The organism is Rugamonas apoptosis (genome assembly GCF_014042355.1).
In the GTDB taxonomy this organism is placed as follows: domain Bacteria; phylum Pseudomonadota; class Gammaproteobacteria; order Burkholderiales; family Burkholderiaceae_D; genus Rugamonas; species Rugamonas apoptosis.
The window spans coordinates 146,627-165,319 of the sequence record NZ_JACEZU010000010.1 but is presented as its reverse complement, the minus strand read 5'-3'; the positions used below and the strand labels follow the sequence as shown (position 1 = coordinate 165,319).

At 65.6% G+C, this 18,693-nt stretch carries 16 protein-coding genes; 8 read left to right on the top strand and 8 right to left on the bottom strand.

The features are described 5' to 3' along the window. Window positions 1-42: 42 nt before the first annotated feature. The gene (gene ribA / locus H3H39_RS19850; RefSeq protein WP_182155745.1) at window positions 43-696 is read right to left on the bottom strand and encodes a GTP cyclohydrolase II; all 654 of its coding nucleotides are present in this window, start codon (window positions 694-696) and stop codon (window positions 43-45) included. A gap of 140 nt (window positions 697-836) precedes the next feature. Beyond that, window positions 837-1,538, bottom strand: a complete 702-nt coding sequence (locus H3H39_RS19845) for a pirin family protein (RefSeq protein WP_182155743.1) — start codon at window positions 1,536-1,538, stop codon at window positions 837-839. Window positions 1,539-1,676: 138 nt separating this feature from the next. Here H3H39_RS19845 and H3H39_RS19840 point away from each other — a divergent pair, with 138 nt between their 5' ends. The 7 genes from H3H39_RS19840 (at window position 1,677) to H3H39_RS19810 (ending at window position 9,318) form a co-directional block, all read left to right on the top strand. Then, window positions 1,677-2,660, top strand: coding sequence for a LysR substrate-binding domain-containing protein (locus H3H39_RS19840; RefSeq protein ID WP_182155741.1), 984 nt, complete (start codon window positions 1,677-1,679; stop codon window positions 2,658-2,660). Window positions 2,661-2,720: 60 nt separating this feature from the next. After that, window positions 2,721-3,701 carry an EAL and HDOD domain-containing protein gene (locus H3H39_RS19835; protein WP_182155739.1) on the top strand — a complete coding sequence of 327 codons (981 nt, stop codon included), beginning with the start codon at window positions 2,721-2,723 and terminating at the stop codon, window positions 3,699-3,701. Beyond that, window positions 3,694-5,844 (top strand): putative bifunctional diguanylate cyclase/phosphodiesterase, encoded by a 2,151-nt coding sequence (locus H3H39_RS19830; protein WP_182155737.1) that lies wholly within the window; start codon window positions 3,694-3,696, stop codon window positions 5,842-5,844. The genes H3H39_RS19835 and H3H39_RS19830 overlap by 8 nt, the downstream gene beginning before the upstream one ends. A 558-nt stretch (window positions 5,845-6,402) precedes the next feature. Further along, window positions 6,403-8,079 carry a methyl-accepting chemotaxis protein gene (locus H3H39_RS28395; protein ID WP_182155735.1) on the top strand — a complete coding sequence of 559 codons (1,677 nt, stop codon included), beginning with the start codon at window positions 6,403-6,405 and terminating at the stop codon, window positions 8,077-8,079. 131 nt (window positions 8,080-8,210) lie between these two features. Next, the gene (locus H3H39_RS19820) at window positions 8,211-8,507 is read left to right on the top strand and encodes a hypothetical protein (protein ID WP_182155734.1); all 297 of its coding nucleotides are present in this window, start codon (window positions 8,211-8,213) and stop codon (window positions 8,505-8,507) included. A gap of 5 nt (window positions 8,508-8,512) precedes the next feature. Further along, the gene (locus H3H39_RS19815; RefSeq protein WP_182155732.1) at window positions 8,513-8,947 is read left to right on the top strand and encodes a DUF1810 domain-containing protein; all 435 of its coding nucleotides are present in this window, start codon (window positions 8,513-8,515) and stop codon (window positions 8,945-8,947) included. A 2-nt stretch (window positions 8,948-8,949) separates the two neighbouring features. Then, a complete protein-coding gene (locus tag H3H39_RS19810; protein WP_182155730.1) occupies window positions 8,950-9,318 on the top strand; it encodes a glutaredoxin in 369 nt (122 codons plus the stop codon). Between the two features lie 45 nt (window positions 9,319-9,363). Here the strand turns inward: H3H39_RS19810 and H3H39_RS19805 are convergent, their stop codons facing one another. The 6 genes from H3H39_RS19805 to H3H39_RS19780 all read right to left on the bottom strand — a co-directional run bounded on the left by H3H39_RS19805 (window position 9,364) and on the right by H3H39_RS19780 (window position 16,658). Continuing rightward, on the bottom strand, window positions 9,364-11,928 hold the full coding sequence (locus H3H39_RS19805; protein ID WP_182155729.1) for an ATP-binding protein: 2,565 nt from the start codon (window positions 11,926-11,928) through the stop codon (window positions 9,364-9,366). Between the two features lie 10 nt (window positions 11,929-11,938). Beyond that, window positions 11,939-12,967 carry an ABC transporter substrate-binding protein gene (locus H3H39_RS19800; RefSeq protein WP_229218145.1) on the bottom strand — a complete coding sequence of 343 codons (1,029 nt, stop codon included), beginning with the start codon at window positions 12,965-12,967 and terminating at the stop codon, window positions 11,939-11,941. After that, window positions 12,957-14,720 (bottom strand): ATP-binding response regulator, encoded by a 1,764-nt coding sequence (locus H3H39_RS19795; protein ID WP_182155725.1) that lies wholly within the window; start codon window positions 14,718-14,720, stop codon window positions 12,957-12,959. The genes H3H39_RS19800 and H3H39_RS19795 overlap by 11 nt, the downstream gene beginning before the upstream one ends. 17 nt (window positions 14,721-14,737) lie before the next feature. Beyond that, window positions 14,738-15,043 (bottom strand): protealysin inhibitor emfourin, encoded by a 306-nt coding sequence (locus H3H39_RS19790; RefSeq protein ID WP_229218144.1) that lies wholly within the window; start codon window positions 15,041-15,043, stop codon window positions 14,738-14,740. Between the two features lie 11 nt (window positions 15,044-15,054). Next, entirely contained in the window at window positions 15,055-16,071 is a 1,017-nt protein-coding gene (locus H3H39_RS19785) for a M4 family metallopeptidase (protein ID WP_182155723.1), read from the bottom strand. Between the two features lie 371 nt (window positions 16,072-16,442). Then, window positions 16,443-16,658 carry a DUF3820 family protein gene (locus H3H39_RS19780; RefSeq protein WP_182155721.1) on the bottom strand — a complete coding sequence of 72 codons (216 nt, stop codon included), beginning with the start codon at window positions 16,656-16,658 and terminating at the stop codon, window positions 16,443-16,445. A gap of 176 nt (window positions 16,659-16,834) precedes the next feature. On the opposite strand from H3H39_RS19780, the gene sppA reads away from it, so the two are divergent. Next, window positions 16,835-18,688 (top strand): signal peptide peptidase SppA, encoded by a 1,854-nt coding sequence (sppA, locus tag H3H39_RS19775; protein ID WP_182155719.1) that lies wholly within the window; start codon window positions 16,835-16,837, stop codon window positions 18,686-18,688. Window positions 18,689-18,693: the final 5 nt, after the last annotated feature.

Sequence of the window (18,693 nt, the reverse complement as noted above, 5' to 3'; positions counted from 1 at the left end):
GGGACTTGGGGCGCGCGCCGGTGTGTTGCGGGCGCGGGCGGTTCAGAGTTCGCCGTCCTCGGCCGCTGGCGGCGTGGTGGGCGTCATCATGTGGCCCAGCTTGGCGGCCTTGGTGTTCAGGTAGTGCTGGTTGAAGGCGTTGCGGTTGACCAGCAGCGGCACCCGTTCCGCCACTTCGATGCCGAGCTTGGTCAGGGCGTCGATCTTGCGCGGATTGTTGGTCATCAGGCGCAGCTTGGTGACGCCGAATTTCTCGAACATGGGCTTGACCAGCGCGTAGTTGCGGGCGTCGGCCTTGAAGCCCAGTTGTTCGTTGGCCTGCACCGTGTCGGCACCGCCTTCCTGCAGGCGGTAGGCGCGGATCTTGTTGATCAGGCCGATGCCGCGGCCTTCCTGGCGCAGGTAGAGCAGAATGCCGCGGCCTTCGGCGGCGATCTTCTTGAGCGCGCCTTCCAGCTGGGCGCCGCAGTCGCAACGCTGGGAGAACAGCACGTCGCCCGTCAGGCATTCGGAGTGCACGCGCGCCAGCACCGGCGCGCCGTCGCCGATGTCGCCCAAGGTCATGGCCAGGTGTTCCTTGCCCGTCGCATGCTCGACGAAAGCGTGCAACGTAAACTGGGCCCATGGGGTGGGCAGCGCGCAGGAAGTGGTGTAATCCAATTCAACGTTGACGGGTGTTTCTGCGCTCTGCGACATGGCTGTGCTCTTCAAAAAAGGTAAAAAAGGGCGCGCCGGGCTGATTACCACACCCGGCGCGCCCTGACATCATACCAAAACTCGGGCAAAAATTAATTTGAGGACATTCTCGACTTGATCGTGCCTGCCCCCTTGCCTGTTTAGTATGGCAGATCGAACAACAATACTTCCGCATCCTCGGCCTGCTCCAGCGTCACCAGTGGCTCATCGCTGAGCTTGAGCGCGTCGCCGCCGGCCAGCGCCACGCCGTTGACGGTGACCGTGCCCCGGATCACGTGCACATAGCCGAGCCGCTTGGGCGCCAGCGCATGGCTCACGCGCTCGCCGGCGCCCAGGATGGTGGCGTACAGGGCCGCATCCTGGTGGATCAGCACCGAGCCGTCGCGGCCGTCGCCGGAGGCGATCAGGCGCAGCTGGCCCCGTTTGCTGTCCGGCGCGAAGTGCTTTTCCTCGTAGCTGGGGGCGATACCGGTCTCGCCGGGCTGAATCCAGATCTGCAGGAAATGCACGCCTTCCGTGGGCGAGTGGTTGAATTCGCTGTGCCGCACGCCGCTGCCGGCGCTCATCCGTTGCACGTCGCCATAGTGCAGCACGGAGCCGGTGCCCATGCTGTCCTTGTGTTCCAGCGCGCCATCGAGCACGTAGGACACGATTTCCATGTCGCGGTGGCCGTGGGTGCCGAAGCCCTGGCCGGGCGCCACGCGGTCTTCGTTGATCACGCGCAGCGGGCCAAAGCCCATGTGCTCGGGATCGTAGTAATCCGCGAACGAAAAGCTGTGCTGCGATTGCAGCCAGCCGTGGCGGGCGTCGCCGCGTTCTGCACTTTTGCGTACTTGTAGCATGGTGGACTCCAATCTTTTGAAAGTTTATGCAATAATTTCGAACATCGGTTCGTGTTCACTGCCGATAAAGAGCAGTATATCCCGCTCCGGCGGGAATAAAAAACGGAAAATTTTCCATTCTATTATCGAAAAATTCGAATGCTCAGACTCAGCCTGGAAGCCTTGCAAATCGTGGACGCCATCGACCGGCGCGGCTCGTTCTCGGCCGCCGGCAAGGAATTGCACAAGGTACCGTCCACCATTTCCTACACCGTGGGCAAGCTGGAGGACGAATTGGGTGTGCAAATCTTCGAGCGCCAGGGCCCGCGCGTGCACTTGACGGCGGCCGGCCAGGAATTGCTCAAGGAAGGGCGCTACCTGCTGTACGCGGCGCACGACCTGGAGCAGCGCGTGCGCCGGGTGGCGTCGGGCTGGGAGACGGAACTGGTCGTGGGCAGCGATTCCATGTTCGCGCCGGCCGTGTTCCTGCCCGACATGGCCGCGTTCTACGCCGTGACCGGCCAGACCCGCTTGCGCCTGGTGCAGGAAGCCCTGTCGGGCGCGTGGGAAGGCTTGCTCGACCGCCGGATGGACGTGCTGGTGGGGGCGGCCGGCGAGGGGCCGTCCGGCGGCGGTTACGTGGCCGAGCCCATGGGCAAGCTGTCGTTCGTGTTCGTGGTGGCGCCGAGCCATCCGCTGGCGGCGGCGCCGGAGCCGCTGGACCGCACCGCGCTGCAACCCTACCGCGCCGTCAGCGTGGCCGATTCCGCGCGCCGGCTGGCGCCCCGTACGGTCGGTCTGGCGCTGGGACAGGACACGCTGACCGTGCCCACCATGCGCGCCAAGCTGGACTACCAATTGGCCGGCCTGGGCTTCGGCTTCCTGCCCGAACTCTGCGCCCGCGCCGCCATCGCGGCCGGCCTGCTGGTGGCGAAGCGGGTCGAGGAGCCGAAGCCGGACGAGATCTTTTACCTGGCCTGGCGTACGGGCGAAACGGGCGCCGCGCTGCGCTGGTGGCGCGAGCGCATGGCGCAACCCGGCGTGTTCGAGCGGCTGGTGGGCCATCTGCCGGGAAATGGCCGGTTTGCCACAGATGGCATGCCCCAGGTGGCGGAATTCCCGCTGCAGTTGCCGCGCAGTTGACCCGAACCAATAATTTCGGGATGATGGTGTGACCATGTAGGCACTAATTTGGAACAATTTATGACTGTGTCGCCCGCCACCACGCCCCTATACCCGCAATTGCTGGCCGACCGAAACGGGCGTCCCGCCGGTCTGCTGTTCGAAGCCGATCCCGCCCTTGCACCGTCCGCGCTGCCGCAGGAGGCCTTGGCGGAACTGGCGCGCCATGGCGGCTGTTACTACCGTGCCAATCTGTCCGAGGTACTGGCCGAGGCGCTCAAAGCGCAGGGTTGGCAGCCGCTGGAAGGGGAGCAATTACAGCGGGCCGATACCGCGTTCCCGCCGGCGCTGGCGCCGTCCGTGCACTGGGTCGAGGGCGACTGGTTCCTGGCGCCGCCGCCCCAACCCGTGGGCCAGCAAGCCATGTCGCGCGCGCTGGCACTGCAACTGGTGCAACTGGTGTCGGCCGACGCCGACACCCACGAAATCGAATCCGTGCTGCGGCGCGATCCCACCCTGTCGTATCAGTTGCTGCGGCTGGTTAATTCGCTGGGCGTCGGTTCGGGCCGGCGGGTGACCAGTTTTTCCCAGGCCATCCTGATCCTGGGCCGGGCCCAGCTGCGGCGCTGGCTCAACTTGATGCTGTTCTGCACCCGCGACGGCGACTTGCGCTCGCCAATGCTGCTGGGCCGGGTGGCCGTGCGGGCGCGGGCCATGGAATCGCTGGCGCTGGCGACGGGCATGGACAAGGCGCACCAGGAACAGGCGTTCATGGCCGGCATGTTCTCGCTGCTGGGCGTGCTGTTCGGGCTGCCGCTGGCGGACGTACTGCAACCGCTGACGATCGCCGAAGCCGTGCAGCACGCGCTGCTGCGCCACGAGGGCGAGATGGGCGAGTTGCTGCGCTTGCTGGAGCAGGCCGAGCGGCGCGAGTTCGCGGCTGTGGCCGCCCAGTTGGCGCGGCTGGCATTGTCGGGCGCCGAGTTCAACCAGATCGTCGCCGACGCGCACCTGTGGATGCAGAGCGTGGCGGCCAGCGCGGCGGACATGGGTCATGCATGACGCCGCCATCGCCCGCTGTCTGGCGCTGAGCCGGCAAGCTCGGGCCCTGCAGGGCGGCGCTTTGGCCGACACCCTGGCCAGCCTGGAGGCGGCGCTGGAACAACTGGTCACCCATGGCGTGGACGCGGCCGAGGCGCAGCCGGACGCCGTACTGGAACTGGACCTGTCCGGCTATGTGAAGGGCTGGAACAGCGGCGCGGCCCACCTGTTCGGCTACACGGCGCAGGAAGCCGTGGGCCAGCACGTGCTGTTCCTGTACGCGCCGGACGACGAGGACCAGACCGTGGCCGAGCTGGCGCCGCGCCATCCCAAGGGTTACACCGATGTGCGGCGCTGCCGGAAGTCGGGCGAGGCGGCGTGGCTGCGGCTGGCCAATGCGGAACTGCAGAACGACCGCGCCGAGGTGGTGGGCATGCTGGTCATGTTCAACCTGCTCGACGACCCGCTGTCGGAAGCGGACAAAGTGCACCTGCACGCGCGCATCATCGAGGACAGCGACCAGGGCGTGCTGATCACGGATGCCAACGAGCGCATCGTCTCGATCAACAATGCCTTCACCCGCATCACGGGCTACACCCCGGCCGAGGCCATCGGCCAGACGCCGGACTTGCTGCGCTCGGGCATCCACGACGCCGAGTTCCGCGTCAAGGTCAGGGCCGCCATGCAGGGGCAGGGGCCGTGGCGGGGGGAGATCATGGGGCGGCGCAAGAATGGCGAACTGTTCCCGCAATCGGTCACCATCAGCGTGGTGCGCGACCAGCACGGCCGGATCAGCCACACGTTCTCACTGTTCTCCGACATCAGCGTGCACAAGGACGCCGAGGCGCGCATGCAGCGCATGGCGAACTACGACGCGCTGACGGGCCTGCCCAACCTGTGCCTGCTGAGCCAGCTGATGGGCCAGGCCCTGACGGAGGCGCGCCGCAGCCGCGAGCACGGCGCACTGCTGGTGATCGAGGTCAGCCGGATCGGCGCCATCAGCGACACGCTGGGCCATGAGATCGGCAACGAACTGCTGTGCGAGATCGGGCGGCTGTTCCGCCTGTCGCTGCGCGAGGCGGACGTGCTGGCCAAGCTCGATGGCAACCGGTTCGCCGTGGCCCTGCTGCACATCGAAAAGCGCGAACACGCGGCCATCGTGGCGCAGAAGCTGATGGCATCGCTGGAAGCGCCGATCGTGATCGATAGCCACCGTTTGCAGGTGGGGGCGCACGTCGGCATCACCATCTATCCGGAGGATGGCACGGAGACCCCGGCCCTGATGCGCTGCGCCGACGTGGCCACCAGCAAGGCGGGGCAGGCCGTGGAATCGGGCTTCCTGTTCTACAGCGAGGAAATGAACCAGCGCGCCAAGGAACATTTGCGGCTGGAGAGCGAACTGCGGCATGCGCTCGTCAACGGCGAGCTGCAGCTGTATTACCAGCCCAAGGTCAGCCTGCGCACGGGGCGCATCATGGGCGCGGAGGCGCTGCTGCGCTGGCATCATCCGGCGCGCGGCATGGTGTCGCCAGGTGTGTTCATTCCGGTGGCCGAGGAGACGGGGCTGATCCTGGAGCTGGGCAACTGGGTACTGGAGGAAGCCTGCCGTCAACTGCATGCGTGGCGTGAGGCGGGTGTGCAGGCGCCGACTATCGCCGTCAACTTGTCGGGGCGCCAGTTCGACAGCCAGTTGCCGGAACGGCTGGCCGAGCTGCTGGAACGGCGCGCCGTGTTGCCGGAACAGTTGATGCTGGAGATTACGGAAAGCCTGCTGGTGCGCGGCACCGAGAACGTGATCGCCATCATGAATAAATTGGTGGCGATGGGCATGGCGCTGGCGCTGGACGATTTCGGCACCGGTTATTCCAGCTTGGCCTACTTGAAGAAATTCCCCATCAGCACACTCAAGATCGACCGCTCGTTCGTGATCGGCCTGCCGGACGAGGAGAACGATTGCGCCATCGCGCGCGCCATCGTCACCATGGCGCGCCAATTGCGCCAGGAGATCGTGGCCGAAGGGGTGGAAACGCCGGAGCAGATGGCCTTCCTGCGCGGGCTGGGATGCCATCAACTGCAAGGTTTCCTGTTCAGCCCGGCCGTGCCGGCGGCGGAGTTCGAGGCGATGCTGCGCGAGGACCGGCGTCTCACCGTGGATCTGGCCTAGCGGGCTTCAGGCGCCGGCCGCGATCATGGGCGGGCCTGCCAGTCTTTCAAGGTATCAAATTCAACAAATAAAATGATTCGCCTGGGCCGGGGAATGCAAATTTTGAATTGTATTTATTGCAATAGTTTCGCCATCTACTAGCCTGTCGGCATCATCCCGCCTGTGGACATGGGATCGCCACCATGGCCGTGTGAGCCTGTACCCTCGGGCGCTATGCCGCCATGCCGCCCATCGAGAGTTGCGTGCAAACAACTGAACGTCAGGAATGTTGATTCATGTGATTTTTCGTGAGAAACTAAATTCAACAAATAAATCAAAATAACTAGATAATTTATTTTGTGATATCTGAGCACCCGCCCCCTGTGCTCTGGAAAAGTGGCCATCGTTTGGTGCGCATCTCTTTAAGCTGAAGAGATGAATCAGGCGACTTGACGACGTTTCCGACTCTTTCCTAGCATCGCTTCGTCCTGAAGCGAACGATTGTTCATCGCCGGTCCGCATCGCTTATTCATCGATGTCGCGCGTCCATTTCTTTGGCATTGTTTACGAAGGTAAGTCATGAAAAAATTATCTATGCGAGCTCAACTCACCATCGCCTTTGGCGGTATGGCGGCGCTGCTGGTGGGGATTGCCGTCATGTCCATCGTTATCTTTTTCAACCTGTATGAGAGATTCGATAACTACGTCAATGGCGTGCGCGCACGTTCCGAAGCGGCCCATGTGATGCGCGAGGCGGTGGACCTGCGCGCCATCGCGGCGCGGAACCTGGTCCTGGTCACCAACCAAAGGGACAGGGATGCGGAAATAAAGATCGTCAATCAGGCGCAGGCCGATGTCGTCTCCAACCTGCATCAACTCAATGAGCTCGCCAAGGATAAATCCGTGCCGGGTGAGGTGCGGGGTCTGATCGACCAGATTAACGAGGTCGAAAGAAAATATTCACCCGTCGCGCTCGCCATCGTCGATCTCGCGCTGCATGACAAGAAAGAGGAGGCGGTCACCAAGATGAACGAGGAGTGCCGGCCATTGCTGGCATCGCTGGTGGCCGCGTCGAACGAATATGCGCGGCTGACGTCGGAGCGCTCCGCCAGTATGATACGGGACGCGGAGGATAACTTTTCGACCGGCAAAAACATGCTTATCCTGGCCAGTGTCCTGGCCACCACCCTGGCTGTCGTCGCCGGTGCGCTGATTTCGAAAAGCCTGCTGAAATCGCTGGGCGCCGATCCGCTAGTCTTGTGTGACGCCGTCAGCAAAGTGGCCAGCGGCGACCTGACCGCTGAGCTGCAAGTGCGGTCGAACGATAGCAGCAGCGTGTTGGCGGCATTGCGGCGCATGCAGCTCTCGTTGTCCGATGTGGTGTCGTCCGTTCGCCGGGACTCTGAAGCGGTTTCGACGGCGGCCGAGGAGATTTCCTCTGGAAACAGCGATTTGTCGAATCGAACCGAGCAGCAGGCCGGCGCGCTGGAGGAGACCGCGTCGTCAATGGAGGAGCTGACGTCCACCGTCCGCCTCAACGCCGACAATGCGCGGCAGGCCAACGCCCTGGCCCTCACGGCATCCGATATCGCCAGCAAAGGCGGGATCGTCGTGGCCCGCGTGGTTGACACGATGGACTCGATCAGCGAGGCGTCCCGCCAGATCGTCGACATCATCAGTGTCATTGACGGTATCGCTTTCCAGACCAACATCCTGGCCTTGAACGCGGCGGTCGAAGCCGCGCGGGCGGGCGAACAGGGCCGCGGATTTGCCGTGGTCGCGTCGGAGGTGCGCAACCTGGCCCAGCGCAGCGCCAGTGCGGCCAGGGAGATCAAGGCCTTGATCGATAACTCGGTGGAGCGCGTCGACACGGGCGCCAGACTCGCCAGCGATGCGGGGGCGACCATGGCCGAGGTGGTCGGCAGCGTCAATCGGGTGACCGACATGATTGCAGAAATCATGGGAGCGAGCCAGGAACAGGCCGCTGGCATCGAGCAGGTCAATCGTGCGATCATCGAAATGGATAATGTGACCCAGCAGAATGCATCGCTGGTGGAGGAGGCCGCGGCAGCGGCCGCATCGCTACGCGACCAGGCGGGAAATCTCGTTCGCACGGTCAGCGTGTTTACCGTCCACGCCGAAGGCGCGAGCCTGACCGTGCCGCCAACACCATTGCATCGGCATAAGCTCCAGGCCCCTGCCAAACATGGCGCGTTGGCCGGGCGGGGCTCCATCATAGGACTGGCTGGCGTCTGACGCCGCCGTGCGCCCGCGTGCATTGATCTTGAGTTTGGCGTAGCGGCGGCGTGGCGGCGGCTGTCCCGGATCAACGGATGGGATTCGGGGCCATGTGACTATGCGATAATCAAATCGCATAGGAGCGCGCCATGAATGCCGCCATCTTCGACAGCCACAAGTATGCCAAGCGCCTGATCGACGCGGGGGTGACGCCGCAAGCCGCAGGTGTGCATGCTGAAATGTTGCTTGAGGTAATGAACCAAGTTGCCGGCGGCTCAGCGACTGGCGAGCGGATGGAGGCAAGGCTGGAGGCCAGGACCGACAAGGTCGCTACTGATCTTGACGGGAAGATCGACCATGCTGTCACCGACCTCAACGGCAAGATCGACCATGTCGCCGCCGATCTCGATACCAAGATCGACCTCGTGCTCAAGTTGATCCACTGATCGCCATGTCACAGCCATACGCTCTGGAACGGTTCAAGACGGCGCAGGCACCCGTGTACGACACCGTGCTGCGCGAACTGGAGCAAGGGCGCAAGCGCAGCCACTGGATGTGGTTCATCTTTCCGCAACTGGACGGCCTGGGGCGCAGCGAGACGGCCCGCTATTACGCGCTGTCCGGACTGGGCGAGGCGCGCGCCTATCTGGCCGATCCCGTGCTGGGCGAGCGGCTGCGGGCATGTTGCGCACTGCTGGCCAGTTTGCCCGGCCATGATCCGCACGCCATCTTCGGCGCGCCGGACGACATGAAATTCCATTCCAGTTTGACCTTGTTCGCCCAAGCCGCTCCTGAGCTGCCGGTTTTTTCCCAATGTTTGCAAAAGTACTTTGCCGGCGCGCCGGATCAGGCTACGCTCACGCTACTGTCGACTAACAAGGAGTGACCATGACCCGCAGCATCCTGGACGAAGCGCACATTCATCCCGCCATCCGCGCCGCCATCACCGATAGCCACGCCGACGTGGTGCGCGAAGTGCAGGCGGCCATCGCGGCCCATGCCGTGGTGGTGGTGGGCATGGCCCAGAACCCGTTCCCGCGCAAGGCGCGCAAGATCCTCGACGGCCTGGGCCAGCCTTACCATTACCTGGAATACGGCAGCTACCTGTCGCAATGGCGGCGCCGCAACGCGCTCAAGATGTGGACCGGCTGGCCCACCATGCCCATGGTGTTCGTGCGCGGCGTGCTGGTGGGCGGCGCCCAGGAATTGCAGAAACTGGTCGACCAGGGGCAGTTTCCCGCCCTGATGGCGGCATAAAACATGGTTCGTCACGGATGACCGGGAGGTGATCCGTGAAGAACCTTATTTTTCGCCCAGCAGTTCCGTTGCCTCGGGCGCCGTGTCGTTGCCCAGCAGCTGGGTGAGGGCGGCGCGCAGTTCGCGCAGCTTGGGCGGCTTGCTCAGCACGCAGTCCGTGTGATTGGGGTTGTCGCCGTCCGTCAGCAGGCGCTGGCCCCAGCCCGTCAGCAGGATGATGGGGGTGGTGGGCGACAGTTCCTTGATGGCGGCCGACACCTTGCGCCCGTCGATATAGGGCATGCCCAGGTCAGAGATGACCAGCTCGAACGGCGCCGGGCCATGCACGGCGGCGGCGAAGGTGTCGATGCCGGCCTGGCCGCCGTCGGCCGCAGTGACCGTGTGGCCATCGATTTCCAGGATGTCGCGCAACGACTTGAGCACCATCGGATCGTCGTCCACCACCAGGATGCGGCGCGCCGACGGCGGTGCGCCGTGCTGCAGCGGCACCGCCGCGCTGGCGTTGGCCTGCACCGGGAAGCGCAGCCGCATGGTGGTGCCCACGTTGGGCCGGGTGTCGATCTCGATGCTGGCGCCATGCCGTTCCGTCATGCCGTACACCATGGCCAGTCCCAGCCCCGTGCCCCGTTCGCCCTTGGTGGTGAAGAACGGTTCCAGGCAGCGGCGCCGGGTGGCTTCGTCCATGCCCACGCCGCTGTCGGCAATCTCGATCAGCACTTGCTGCGGCGCCGTGGCGTGCACGCCCTCTGGCTGGCTGCGGCGCAGGCGGGTGCGCAGCGTGAGCGTGCCGCCGTCGGGCATGGCGTCCACCGCGTTGAAGATCAGGTTGGTGAGCGCTTCGCGGATCTCGCCTTCGATGCCGTGCACGGGCGGCAGGTCCGGCGCCAGTTCCGTCACCATGCGGATCACGATGCCCCGTTGCAGCGGCATGTCGCTCCAGCGTGCGCGCGTCAAATCCATCACTTGCTGCAGCAGCAGGTTGGCATCCACCGGCGTCAAAGTCAGTTGCGGCTCGCGCTGGCGGTAGAACTCGCGCATGCGCGCCACCGTGGCCGCTACGTCGTCGATGGCGCGTTTGATCACTTCCAGGTTCTCGCGCGTGCGCGGGCTCAGGTCCGGTTCCGTCTCCAGCAGCGATTCCGTGTACAGGGCCACGGGCGAAATGGCGTTGTTGATGTCGTGCGCGATACCGCTGGCCATCTGGCCCAGGGCGCGCAGCCGTTCCTGCTGCATCACTGTCTGCTGGGTCTGGCGGATATCGTCGTAGGCCCGCTGCAGGGCGCTGTAGAGCTGGGCCTGGTTAGCGGCCAGCGCCACGTGTTCGCTCAACTGGCGCAGGAATTCGCATTCGCCGCTGGAAAAACTGTTGGCCTCGTGGCGCGCCGCCACCAGCACCCCGAACACGGTGCTCTCGGCCAGCAGCGGCGCCATCACCAGCGCCCGCAGCCCGCCACGCGCCAGCCGCTGGGGGAACGGAAAGTCGACGGCCTGGACGTCGGGCTCGTACACCAGCAGCCCGGCCACGCAGCGCGACAGGCCGTTGCGGTCGATCGGCACGCGGCTGTGCTCGGTCATCGAGAATTCCATCGCCAGGGCCGCGCTGCGCAAGCCCACGCTGCTCACTTCGAGCATGTTCTGTTCCTGGTCGTACAGGCAGATGCAGCTGAAGTCGACGGGCAACTGGTCCTCCAGGCTGCGGATCACCACCTGGAAGATACTGCGCAAATCGAGCCGCTCGCCGATCGAGCGGGTGATCTGGTGCAGCAGGTTGAGCCGGCCCAGCTGGGCCTGCACCTTGTGCTCGGCCTGCTGGCGCACCACCACTTCCGTTTGCAGCGCATCGTTGCTGCGGCCCAGCTCATCGCGCGAGACGGTGGTCCATTTGAGCTTGTCGGTCATGTTGTCGAAGGCGTTGGCCAGTTCGCCGATCTCGTCGCCGCGCTCCATCTTGAGCGCGAAATCGAGGTTGCCGGCGCCGACGATGGCCGTGCCCTCGCGCAACGTCAACAGGGGGGCGATCACGCGCCGGCGCACCATCAGGAAGGTCATGCCGACAAAGGCCAGCACCAGCGCGCCGGAACCGAGGGCGGCGCCGTTGGCGCGCTGCTGGGCCTGCACCACGCCGGCCCGGCTGCGCTGCGACAGCACCAGCGCGGACGAGATCATGGCCTGGGTCTTGTTGGTGATCTGGCCCGACAGCCGGGTCGCCAGTACTTCGTGGATGGCGCGCCGGTCCTGCTGCTCCTCCAGCTGGCGCTGGTTGGCCACCAGCAGCGTGAACAGTTGCTCGACGCTGCTCTGGTTGCTGCGCAGGTCGGTCAGCAGTTCGTCCTCCTGGCTGTCGCCGGTGGGGGGCATGGCCGCCAGCAACTGGGTTAGCGAGGCGCTGCGCCATTGCCACTGGATGCGGGTGCGTTCCTCGTGGCGCAGCGCGTATTCCATCATCAGGTAGCGCAGCGCTGTCACCCCTTGCAGCAGGTTGCCGGCCGCTTCGTTCTTGGCCAGTTCGCGCCGCGTCTGCACGGCCGTCGACAGCAGCACGGCCAGCATGATCGACACCAGCAGCAGGGCCAGCGCGCCGGCCAGTTTGAGGCGGGTTGAGATTTTCACCGTGCCCTCGTCAATGGATGATGGTGACGGCGGCCGGCGACACCGCCTCCAGGCCATCGAGGTAGATATAGCTCAGGTAATTGGGTAAATCGGTGCGCGCCGTCAGCTTGTTCTTCATGGCCCAGCGCGCCTCATCCTCGAGCGCCAGGATCAGGCCCTGGTCCAGTACGACGCCGAAGCGGTAGGCCGGCCACGAGGCGCGCAACTGGCGGTCGTCGCTCTGGGAACTGCTGCTCATGAGGGCGCGCGCGGCCTCCGGGTGGCTGCTGCAGTAGCGCGCGCCGCGGTCGAGCGCGCGCAGCACTTTCTCCACCGTGTGCGGCTGCTGGCGCACGTAGTCGCGCAGGGCGGCGATGTTGTACAGGCTTTCGTAAATGTCCTTGCCGTAGAAGGCGCGGCCGTTCTCGCCCAGCTGGGTCAGCAGGGCGTCCATGAACGGTTCCCAGGTGGCGGCCGCGTCGATCTCGCCGCGCGCCATGGCGTCGTACAAATCCTCGGGCCGGTAGTTGATCATGGTGACGTCGGCCGGCGCCAGGCCGTGGCGGTTGAGCATGGCGTCGAGCGCGAAATGGGCCGACGTGTTGAGGGTGACGCCGATGCGCTTGCCCTTGAAGTCGGCCGGGGTGGCGATGCCGCGGTCGCGCCGCGCCACCACGCCGTGGTCGCGCTCGGTGCGGAAGATGGTGGCGATCACGGTCACCGGGTCGTTGTTGATGCCGGCGAACATGATGGGAATGTCGGCCACCGTGCCCAGGTTGGCCTGGCCCTGCATCACCGCTTCCATCGCCGCCTTGCCGCTGGAGCGGGCCTGCAGCGTGACCAGCAGCCCCTGGTCGGCGAAATAGCCATTCTCGCGCGCGGCCGCCACCGGGCAAGTGCCGGCGTAGGCGCTGTTGGTGGCGATGGTCACCTGTTCCAGCGCCGCCACGGGGCGGGTCGAGGCGCCCAGGTCCAGCCAGCCGTAGCGGCCGGCCAGCAAGGCCAGCGCGATCAGGATCAGCAGTCCTGCCAGCGCCGCGATGGCGCCTTTAGCGGTCAAGCGTGGCCCCGATGGCTGTGTCATCTTGTTCCTCTTTGGTGGGTGACGGCAGCCGCAGCGCGCTGTCCACGGCTTCGGTGAAGGCGGCGACGTCGATAGGTTTGGTCAGATAGCGGAAAAAGCCGGCCGCCATGTTGTGGCGCACCTGCTCGGGCATGGCGCTGGCGCTGATGGCGATCACGGGGATGTGGGCCGTGGCCGGGTCGGCCAGCAGGCGGCGCCGCGTTTCCAGCCCGTCCATGCCGTTCAAGTGGATATCCATCAGGATCAGGTGCGGGCGGTGCTGGCGGGCCAGCGCCAGGCCCTGTTCGCCGTCCGTGGCCGACAGCAGCGCCACCCCGCGCCGCAAGCGCAGCAGGTCGGCGATCAGTTGCAGGTTGGCCGGATTGTCCTCCACGTACAGCAGGGTGTGGCCGCCGTCCGGCGTGACTGGCAGCGCGGCGGCGACACTTGCGGCCACGCTTGCGGTCACACTGCCGGCCGCGCGGACGTCCGCGCTGACGTCCGCGCCAGGCGCCGGCGCCGGCAGCGGCGCCACCGGCGTGAACGCCACCAGCTCCGGCGACACGGCCACGCCGGCGTCGGTGGCCGGCAGCTCGATCCAGAAGGTGCTGCCCACGCCCACCATGCTGGCCACGCCGATCTGGCCGCGCATGGCTTCCATCAGGCGCTTGGTGAGGGCCAGGCCGATGCCCGTGCCTTCCTCGGCCGAACCCTCCTGGCCCAGGCGGTTGAAGGGCTGGAAGATCAGTGCCAGCTGGGCCGCCGTGAGGCCGGCGCCGGTGTCGCGCACGGCGATGCGCACCCGGCCCGGCTGGGCCGCCACGCAGTCGAGCGCCACCGTGCCCCGTTCGCGGTTGTATTTGACGGCGTTCGAAAGCAGGTTGATCAGCACCTGCTTGAGGCGGGTGCGGTCGGCCAGTACGTGGGCCGGGGCGCGCGCCGGGAAGCGCAGCTCGATGCCGCGCCGGGTGGCCAGCGGCTGGATCATGGCCTGGCATTCCTGGAACACGCGCGCCAGCGCCACCGGTTCCAGCGACAGCGTCATGGCGCCCGATTCGATCTTGGCCAGGTCCAGCACTTCGTTGATCAGGGTCAGCAGGTGGCGCCCCGCCTGCAGGATGTGGCGCGCGAACGCCTGCTTTTCATCGGGCGTGGAAGGCAGCTTGTCGGACGTGAGGATCTGGGCGAAGCCGAGGATGGCGTTGAGCGGGGTGCGCAATTCGTGGCTCATGTGCGACAGGAAGGTGGACTTTTCCTGGTTGGCCCGCTCGGCCTGCTGGCGCGCCACTTCCAGGTCCTGGTTGAGCGCGTCCATCTCGGCCGCGTGGGCCCGCAGCTGGCTCTCGAGCTTGGCGTTCTCCAGGCGCAGCATGCGCGTCTCCAGCGCCCGCGCCAGCACCGGCAGGATGGTCGATACCTTGAACGGCTTGATGATGTAGTCCAGCGCGCCCACCTTCATGGCCCGCACCGCCGAGGCGATCGAGCCTTCGCCGGTCATGATGATGCTGGCCAGGTCGGGGTCGATGGCGCGCGCGGCCTGCACCAGCATGATGCCGTCCATGCCCGGCATCATCAGGTCGGCCAGCAGCAGATCGTAGGCGCCGGGACGCAGCGCGTCGAGCGCGGCCTGGCCGGTGTCGTAGCCGCGGGTGTCGTAGCCGTGGTCGCGCAAGGTGCTGCACAGGGCCTGCATGTGGGCCGCCTCATCATCGACGATGAGGATGCGGGGCCGGTCTCCGGGCTCGTTCATGCCGTCTCCAACGTGCGTCAGTCCGGCGCCCGCGCGTCCAGGGCGGCCGTGAGTTCGCGCAGCGCCGGCGGCGCCGCATCAAGGTGGTAGCTTACCGTGTGGCACTGGCCATCATCGGCCTGCGCCATCAAGGTGTACAGGAAGTCCCACGACTGGGGCGCGGACGACTGCAACTGGGCGGGCAGGGCGAAAAAGTCGCTGTCGCGCAGCAGTTGGCACAGGCGCGCGCCGTCAGCGGCGCCCGCCGCCGCCGTGTCGACCGTGCGCGTCTGCGCGCCGGCCGGCCCGGTGAAACCTCCCGTACTTTTCAACACGAGGCGCATGGCTCTCCCGTTCAAATCACCCCAACCTCCTTCCAGGCGGTCTGGACGGCTTGCTGCTCGGCCGAATTGGCGCCAAACAGCATGCCGGCGGCCTGGCAGGTGGCCTGGGCCGCGTCTGCGAAGGTGGCGTTGGAGGTAAGCAGGGGCAGCGCCCGGTACCAGATCGGTCCCGCCTTGTCCCAGGCGTTGCCCTTAAGGATGGTGGCGGCGATGTAGAACGCATGGTTGGGGATGCCGGAACTGGTGTGCACATCGGCTTCGGGCTGGTAGCCGGACATGTTGCCGGGCTGGTCGTCGCCGGACCAGGTCAGGGCCCGGTTGCCCGGCTCGGCCATCGAACGCAGCGCCTTGCCCACGGCCGGGGCCATGATGCCGGCGCCGATCAGCCAGTCGGCCTGGTCCACGCTCTGCTTGAGTGTCCACTGCTTGACGATGCTGCCGAATACGTCGGAAATGGATTCGTTCAGCGCGCCGCTCTGGTCACGGTAGACCAGGCCACCCGGCACCGTGTACTGGGTGACGCCGTGCGTCAGTTCGTGGGCGATCACGTCGATGGCGCCCGTGAAGCCGAGGAACAGCTTGCCGTCGCCATCGCCATATACCATTTGCTGGCCGTTCCAGAAGGCGTTGTTGAATTTCTTGTTGTAGTGCACGGTCGAATCGAGGCGCAAGCCTTTGCCGTCGATCGAGTTGCGCTTCAGGACACTCATGTAGAAATCGTAGGTGGCGCCGGCGCCGTCATACGCCTGGTTGACGGCCAGGTCGCGGCTGGCGTGGTCGGTCTCGCCCCGCACCAGCTTGCCGGGCAGGGTGGTGCCATGTTTGGCGTCGAAAATGGTGCGGCGCTTTTCGCCGGCGCTGATGCCCATCAGGGCCGGCGTGACGGAGCGCTGGCCGCGCAGATAGGCGGACTGTTCAGCCTGGTCCAGCAGCCATTGGCGCTCGGCGCCGCTGGCGGCGTCGGCCAGCTTGCGCAGCATGTCCGACGGGATGATGAAACAGGTGCAGTGGTGATGATGGATATGCATGACGACTTCCTCCAAGACAGCTAAGAGCCCGGATTGGCGGTCGTTGGCCACCGACAGCATGCCGGGCGCTACAGGCACAACACTGCATGGCGGCAGGGCCGCTCATTGTGGTGTACTTCCCCAGTAATATAGTCTTTATATCATTGCAAATATACGCACATTGTCACACGCTGAGTCAGGGTGGTCTGACAATTGCGATATCGGGCATCGGGTGGCGCGATCTTGACGGATAGTTGGGGTTGCGCCACGGTGCGCGGGCCGGACCTGGGTGACTGGTGCGCCCGCATCAACGATGATGCTGAAGGCCTGTTCATCAGGCAAGCTGAAAAAAGTGGTTTGTATTATTTTGGCAACATTGCCTTGCCAATCGCTCAACGCCGGGGGCGCAGCGGATCGAGCAGGTGGCGCAGGGCGTTGTGGTCGAGTTCGTACATCAGGGCCAGCAAGCCGCCCAGTTCGCCGGCCGGAAAGCCGGCGCGCGCCATCCAGCCCAGATAGTGGCCGGGCAGGTCGGCCAGCAGCCGGCCCTTGTATTTACCGTAGGGCATTTCGCGTTTGAGCAGCAGCAGGAGTTTTTCCGTATCCATGGCACGCCATGATACTGGAAAAGCGCGCGCTGGCACCCATCTTGGGCATGCCGGCGCCCGGCCAGGCCAGGCGCGCCGGGTGTATATTGCGGAACGAGGCGGGGTTCGCGCGCAGCGCTACCCATGGCCTTGCCTTTTGGATTACATTGTCACGTTTTACATCGCCGGGAGTACCCATGTCGTTTTCACCTCTTTCCTCAGTGCGCCGCGGTGTCGCATTTTGTTGGCGCCTGCTGGACGCCGGCCGCCGCACGGTATTGAATCTGCTGTTCCTGGGCTTGCTGATCGCCGTCGTCTATGGCTTGTTCGGCGGCGGCATCAAGCCGCTGTCGCCCAGGACGACGCTGGTGCTGGACTTCAAGGGCACGCTGGTGGAACAAAACAGCGGCGGCGCGCGCGAGGCGCTGCTGACCAGCGTGCGCGGCGGCGAGGCGCGCAAGATGGTGCAACTGCGCGATGTGCTGGCCGTGCTGGACGCGGCCGCCAAGGACCCCAACATCGGCGCGGCCGTGCTGCTGGCCGACGAGCTGCAAGGCGGCGGCCAGGCCATGCTGCGCGAAGTGGCGGCCGGCCTGGAGCGCTTCAAGGCCAGCGGCAAGCCGGTGGTGGCGTGGGGCGCCAGTTACGACCAGAGTCAGTACCTGTTGGCCGCGCATGCCAGCGAAGTGTATCTGCACCCGATGGGCATGGTGATGCTGGAAGGCTTTGGCCGCTACCGCAATTACTACCGTGACGCGCTCGACAAGCTGGGCGTGACGGTCAACCTGCTGCGGGTAGGGACGTACAAGAGTTTCGGCGAACCGTTCATCGCCAACGGCCCGTCGCCGGCCGCCGCCGAAGCCGACGCCTACCTGAACAATGGCCTGTGGAGCGCCTACACCGGCGAGGTGGAAAAAGCCCGCAAGCTGCCCCAGGGTGCGGTGATGAAGACCATCAACGACCTGCCGGCCCAGGCGGCGGCCGTGCAGGGCGACCTGGCCAAGCTGTCGCTGGCGGCCAAGTGGGTGGACGGCCTGAAAACGCGCGACCAGGTGCGCCAGATGATGACGCAGCGGGGCGCGGCCGACGGCAAAAGCTTCCGCCAGATCGCGTTCGACGATTACCTGGCCCGTTTGCATCCCAAGCTGACCGGTGACGCCGTCGGCGTGGTGATCGCGGCCGGCGAGATCAGTGATGGCACGGCCGGTCCCGGCTCCATCGGCGGCGATTCCACCTCCAAGCTGATTCGCATGGCGCGCGAGGACGACAAGATCAAGGCCGTGGTGCTGCGCGTCGATTCGCCCGGCGGCAGCGCGTTCGCCTCGGAATTGATCCGCCGCGAGCTGCAACTGACGCGCGAGGCGGGCAAGCCGGTGGTGGTTTCGATGGGCAACGTGGCCGCCTCGGGCGGCTACTGGATTTCCATGTCGTCCGATGAAGTGATCGCCGACCCCAGCACCATCACGGGGTCGATCGGCGTGTTCGCCATCCTGCCGACGGCGGAAAAAGTGATCGACAAGCTGGGCATCCACACGGCCGGCGCGCCCACCACCTGGCTGGGCGACGCGGGCAATCCACTGCGTCCGCTGGACCCGCGCTTCGGCCAGGTGATCCAGAGCAGCATCAACCACATCTATGGTGAATTCACCACCCGCGCCGCGCAGGCGCGCAAGACCACGCCCGAGAAGATCGACGTCGTGGCCCAGGGCCGCGTGTGGACCGGCCAGCAGGCCAAGGAGCGGGGCCTGGTCGACACGCTGGGCAGCTATGGCGACGCCATCAAGTCGGCGGCCCGCCGCGCCAAGCTGGGCGACGATTACCGCGTCACCTATATCGAGCGCGAAACGAGCAAGTTCGACAAATTGATCGAACTGTTTGGCGGCTCCGTGGCGCAGGCCGTGGGCGCGCAGGTGAAGCTGGGCCTGACCACGACCGGCTTGCCGCCGGGCGCGGCGGCTGATGTGGCCCATGAATTGGGCTGGCTCAATGAAGTGAGCGCCGGCCACAAGCCGTTCATGGCCATCACGCACTGCCTGTGCGAATCGCCGTGATCGCG